The 2,083-nt window shown below is 38.5% G+C and carries 1 protein-coding gene and 1 pseudogene; both read right to left on the minus strand.

From position 1 onward, the window contains the following. A pseudogene (locus AC3AX0_RS11765) lies at window positions 1-1,247 on the minus strand (pyridoxal phosphate-dependent aminotransferase); the annotation flags it as partial. A gap of 321 nt (window positions 1,248-1,568) precedes the next feature. Continuing rightward, a complete protein-coding gene (locus AC3AX0_RS11770) occupies window positions 1,569-1,982 on the minus strand; it encodes a DMT family transporter (RefSeq protein WP_487550475.1) in 414 nt (137 codons plus the stop codon). Between the last annotated feature and the right edge of the window lie 101 nt (window positions 1,983-2,083).

Consider the following 2,083-nt stretch of genomic DNA (forward strand, 5'->3'; position numbering starts at 1 on the left):
ATTCATCAGCATGTCTATCCTGTTGAGGGCTTCATAAATATTCTTTTCTGAATTTGCGTAAGAAAGTCTCAAATATCCTTTCCCGTTGTCACCGAATGAAGATCCGTCAAGTAGCGCTACACCTGAATCTGTAAGAATAATAGCTGCAAGATCGCTGCTTACGAAGCCGGTTTTCTTAACATTGGCAAAGGCGTAGAATGCACCTGCAGTCTTCATGCAGCTGAAACCCTTGATGTCGTTTAGACCACTTACAACGATATCCCTTCTCTTCATGAATTCAGCCCTCATTCTGTCAACTTCGTCCTGAGGTCCTTTAAGAGCTTCTATTCCCGCTACCTGTACAAAGGTGGATGTGCAGGAGTTGCAGTTTATCTGAAGCTTGGTCATCTTTTCTGCAAGAGTGGGATTCATGATTCCATATCCCAGTCTCCAGCCCGTCATTGCATAGGATTTTGAAAAGCTGTCGCCAACAATTACCCTGTCCTTTAAAGAAGGAATGGAAGCTATTGATTTTGTAGTTCCTTCATATATCAATCTGTCGTATATTTCATCAGAAAATACATAGGTGTCTCTATTTTCAATGAGCTCTGCAATTTTGTCAATGTCTTCCGGTGTAAGAACTCCTCCGGTGGGATTTCCCGGGGAATTGAGAATAATAAGTTTTGTCTTGTCTGATATCTTTGACTCCAGCTCTTCAAGGTCAAATCTGTATCCCTTTTCTTCAACCAGGTTCACAGGAACAGGAATTCCTCCTGTAAACTTTATCATTGACCTGTAGGCAGATAGCCTGGGTCCGGATAGATAACCTCGTCACCTGGATTTACAAGGCACATGAGAGTGAAGAAAATCATTGACTTGCCTCCTGGAGTTACTACCACTTCGTCTGTGTTTGTCTTAATGTTTTTAAACTTGTCTGCATAATCTACTATTGCTTCCCGAAAGGGCATATAACCCTGTGCAGGAGAGTAAAATGTAAGGCCGTCGTCGATTGCCTTCTTTCCTGCTTCCTTAATGTTTATAGGAGTCGAAAAATCAGGTTCTCCAACTTCAAAATGTTTTATGTCAATACCTTTAGCTTCAAGTGCTCTTGCCTTTGCAAGTACGGCAAAAGCAGCTTCGCCTTCAAGGTTGTTAAGTCTGTTTGCCAATATAAAATCCTTCATTGATATACCTCTCAAATTAATAGTTGTTTTCGAAAAATATGTATCTGTTTCAAGAACACCCACCATGTGGGACGCTGTTCGCATCTATCTTTAGTAAGTATCTATTATAAAGGATAATTTTTGATTGTAAAGAAAAAGATATATAAACAGGATATAATTTTTATATGGCAAACACAAACATCTGTCTATCCTTGAGATACAAACACTTATGTGCAAAACAAATGTGCGTGAATTGTGTACATTGCGTAGGGACAGACCCCTTGTCATGAAATGTGTAAATTTTTCCAATGTTATAATAGTGTGCATAAATTGGACAGGTAAATAAAGTTTTTATTATTAGTTCAATTTGATTATACAATTAAGCGACAAGGAAGGGAACAACAAAGAAGAGTGAACAACTTTGTATTATTTCCTCTCATTTAGCCAGACTCCTGTAAAAACTAGAATAACTCCAATTAGTTTCTTGAAATTAAATGAATCGAAAAGATAATAATCCACGATGCTGCTCATTATGGTTTGTCCCATGAAGGGCAGCAGTACTATGTAGATGGCAGAAAGTCTGGAGCTTACATGGTTGAAAATCAGGATGACAAATAGACCGAATACAAAGCCCAGATATCTGTATGGTGGTATTTGAATATAATCAATTGAGATGCTTTCCATTCCGAAGATCAGCAGTGCAGCAGTCGCTACCACTGCTCCTATTCCAAAATTCAAAAGGGAAGTTTTATAAGTTCCAACCTTCAAGGTAAGTTGTCCATTGAGAACGGGACTCAGGACAATCATCACTCCCATTATTATTGCAAGTATATAATACATAATTTCTCCTAATCAATCTTTTTGCTAAATCATATCGGATATCGGCGAGGTCTCGACTTCGAGGTGCATCTATCTACCTTATTAATAAAAGATAGCTGTAC

It is taken from the genome of Dethiosulfatibacter sp., assembly GCF_983023055.1.

Bases quoted from the DNA above. Each gene is read 5' to 3' on its own strand.
- AC3AX0_RS11770 (WP_487550475.1), bottom strand. From the start codon at position 1,982: ATGTATTATATACTTGCAATAATAATGGGAGTGATGATTGTCCTGAGT.